Annotated in this window: 3 protein-coding genes and 2 pseudogenes; 3 read left to right on the top strand and 2 right to left on the bottom strand. The window is 59.9% G+C overall.

What is annotated here, in order from left to right:
• A pseudogene (locus tag AC1DEZ_RS27655) lies at nucleotides 1-273 on the top strand (hypothetical protein); the annotation flags it as partial.
• A gap of 230 nt (nucleotides 274-503) precedes the next feature.
• Here the strand turns inward: AC1DEZ_RS27655 and AC1DEZ_RS27650 are convergent.
• Nucleotides 504-761, bottom strand: a complete 258-nt coding sequence (locus AC1DEZ_RS27650; protein ID WP_476781344.1) for a hypothetical protein — start codon at nucleotides 759-761, stop codon at nucleotides 504-506.
• Nucleotides 762-1,106: 345 nt separating this feature from the next.
• Here AC1DEZ_RS27650 and AC1DEZ_RS27645 point away from each other — a divergent pair, with 345 nt between their 5' ends.
• The gene (locus AC1DEZ_RS27645; protein WP_441514574.1) at nucleotides 1,107-1,331 is read left to right on the top strand and encodes a hypothetical protein; all 225 of its coding nucleotides are present in this window, start codon (nucleotides 1,107-1,109) and stop codon (nucleotides 1,329-1,331) included.
• The gene (locus tag AC1DEZ_RS27640; protein ID WP_476781343.1) at nucleotides 1,328-1,690 is read left to right on the top strand and encodes a hypothetical protein; all 363 of its coding nucleotides are present in this window, start codon (nucleotides 1,328-1,330) and stop codon (nucleotides 1,688-1,690) included. The genes AC1DEZ_RS27645 and AC1DEZ_RS27640 overlap by 4 nt, the downstream gene beginning before the upstream one ends.
• Before the next feature lie 1,382 nt (nucleotides 1,691-3,072).
• On the opposite strand, the pseudogene AC1DEZ_RS27635 reads toward AC1DEZ_RS27640, so the two are convergent.
• Nucleotides 3,073-3,262: pseudogene (locus AC1DEZ_RS27635) on the bottom strand (IS3 family transposase); the annotation flags it as partial.

The raw sequence follows: 3,262 nt of genomic DNA, 5'->3' as shown, positions 1-3,262 counted from the left end.
AGCCCTTCTAAATTTATCCTTCGCAAGTGTCCTTTTTGGAGGGAGGGAGACATGCCCTTTTCGTCGCTGAGTGACCCCACCGATCTCGCTCGGGCTTGCGCGGCGCTGGAGGTTGCGTGGAACGAAATCAGATCGAGCATTCCCCCTGCTTTTGAAGAGCGAGAACGCACCAGACTGGCTTACATCGTGGCAGCGCTGGTGGCCGTCGCGGGAGATGAAGAGGAACTGACCCGGCGGGCCGTCGACCGTTACCGGCAGTCCAACGCCGCATGATTTCGGCCCCGCTGGCTTCGGCTGGCGCGGCCTTTTTCATGATGTGGAGGTCATTCGAGGCGAACGGCCCCTGATCTGAAATTTTTTACCGGAAACTCGGAACCGAGCGGGCGAACTGATCGTTGGCAGTACACCACTGGCGCGGTCAGCTGCGAGGTGGGGATGGTTCTTCTGCCAAGATGGCCATCGAAGGGAGTCGGTCTAGCCCCCCAGCCGCCGGCTCCCTTTTTCTATGGCGGATCGCGTGGCGCGGACACGCGTCCGATGACGGCAAGGTAGCGGTCGCTGGAATGCGCGACTGCAACGACGAGATCTGTGCCGTCGTCGCAGACCACGCGGAGCCTGTAGAAGAGAGCGGCTGGATCGACGTCCGAGAGATCGCAGAAAAGGTACCCGGCGCGGGTATCGTCGGAGTTGCTGCCAAATTGGTAGGTGAGCGGGAGCGTCCGGCCGTCCCGCAGGACAAGCAGGCCTTTCCCGGTATACATCGCCGGCCCCCGCCAACTGCCTCGGCAGTACGCGCCCGTTTCGGGGTGGGGGCAAGCGACGTTTAGCATCCCAATTGCTCGGCATCTTTTGCGCCATTCTGACACTACGCCGTCGCGGAACCTTGCGCCCGACGTCTCCGTTCTTACTGTGCCGCTTTCGAGCGCCGATGAATTCCTCAAAGGCGATGCGTCGAGGCCTCTCGAAAAGCAGCCGGTGATTGTTGGAGCACCGCAATCGCCGAGGGAGCCGATCTCCGGTCGGCTCCCTTCTTGCCGCCGGGAAAAGGGGGGGCGAGACCTCGAGGTCCGTTTTTTCTGCGCAGAGCCGTTGCGGAGGAAAGGACCATGCTATTCTCGTCCCTGACCGATTCAGATCATCTCGCGCGCGCCCAAGCCGCCTTTGAGACAGCATGGGTCGAAATCGCGCCAAGCATTCCCGTTGCACTTGAGGAGCCAGAACGCTCTAAGCTGGCCAACATCATTGTCTCGCTAGTAGCCGTCGCCGCAGATGAAGCAGAACTGGCGAGGCTGGCGGTCGAGCGCTATCAATCGATCATCGAGGAAGCGTGACCCATAGCCGTCAGTTTTGGCTGGAGGGGGCAAATTTTGGTTTGGCTTCGGTCACCGAGCGGGCGGCAGCTTCTCCGGAACGCTGCACGTCGAAAGGAGTTTCCCTTTGCGGTGATTACCCGAAGCGCCCGGAGGAGGCCGCCATGATGGTCGATCCTCGACCAAAAGTGCCCCAACAAGATAACGAGAAGTTGAGGCCACCACTCCGGCTCGTCTACGATCGCGATGCAGAACCGACGGTCGAGACGCCTGACGAGGCCGAGCAAGGTACTCCGCGGTGGCCGGTTTTAATTTTGCTGATCTCGGGGCTGGCGAATGCGGTGATCGCGTGGTTCGTAGCTGGACTGCTGGCCTACTGAGGCCGCGCAGGAAGCACGAGGATTTGGGTTTGTCGGCCGACCTTCGGCTAACCTTACGATCGCCAGCCAAGAAGCCCGCGATTTCGAGTTCAAGCTCGATTAGAAGTTTCCGGTATTCCTCTGCTATGGCCGCGGCATTCGGTTCAGTCTGCTGGGTCCATCGAACGTAGGCGCGCGAGGCCAGCTCATAGCCTTCATATAGGTCAATGCAGCGTTCTGCAGCTCTCTTGAGCTGTTCGCGCCGTTCGGGCCAGCGGAGCATCAATCGTGCCAGGCCTGCTTTTTGCTCTGGCGTCATGGCGCCTTCCGAAATCCCCCGTACAGGCTAACCACGCGTTGGGGTTCGCGATATTGTCCCTGGTGTCAGGCTGCTGTTCTCACCACGATTACTTGTTGCCACTGCGCGATGCGCAGATCTATCGTAAGAGAGAAGCGGGTTTCGTATTTGCGTTCGCGCAGGGGTCGCCGTGGAAGCGTCGAATTGCTTTGGTACTTTGACCGAACCGGAGGGGGAAGCGGTAAGGTCAGAGCTCGCGCGGATCGTGGGAAGTGCAGATTTCAATGTTCCTGCGCGTGTAAAACACTTTCTACAGTACATTGTCGAAGAAAAGCTTTCGGGGAAAGAAAAGCGATTAAAGGCCTTCACGATCGCGAATGAGGTATTTGGTCGGGGTGCGGATTTCGACGCCATGAACGATCCGGTGGTGCGGATCGAGGCCGGTCGCCTGCGGCGCGCGCTGGAAAGATATTACCTTCTCGATGGAAAATACGACCCGGTAATTATTGAGGTCGCGAAGGGGAGCTATGTTCCCGCGTTCCGCTGGCGTGTTATCGATACGCCGGTGCTGGACGAAGCCGGGCCGTGGGAGACACCCCGCCAAAGCCGATCATCACGTACGGAATTGATGACCCGCCCCGGCGTACTGGCCTGCGGCCTTTTGTGTGCAATAGCTCTGAACTTGGTCGTCGTTGTCTTGGCTACGCGAGAGCAACTCCCGCCCCAATTCCCGGTGTCCGATCAGGCGCTTGAGACGCTTGAGCCACAGGTGACCGTCAGGCCGTTCGTCAGTTTGTCATCCGCACCGGAAGGCGTGGCATTCGCCGCTGACTTGTCCGAGGAAGTGCTGACGAGCCTCGCAAAGCAGAAGCACCTGCAGGTTTTTGCGGAAAATGGGCCGGTTAGTTCGGTGGCCGGCGACCGAGGCAAGCAAATAGCGCACCTGTACATCGTTGAAGGCAGCGTTCGCCAGTCAGCGGATAGGTGGCGCGTCAGCACGCGCCTGATCGACGCTCGTACGACTGCAGTGAAATGGGCCTACTCAGCAAACGGCGAACTGCGGACCGGATCAAACTTGGCGGCCGAGCTGGCCGATTTAATGAACCGTGCGCATAGGCTTGCCGCGGATCACGCCTTGCAGGCCCACACTGCGCATCAGGCGCGCCACGGTGCAGCGAGCAAGCTGATGCCCTTCGCGCTGCATCTGCCGCCAGACCTTACGCACGCCATAGACCTGGAAGTTCTCGTCAAAGACCCGCTGGATCTCCGGCAAGAAGGCGGCATCGCGCCTCGCC

It is taken from the genome of Allobosea sp. 10L422 (assembly GCF_056395345.1).
This window is presented reverse-complemented; position numbering and strand designations above follow the sequence as displayed.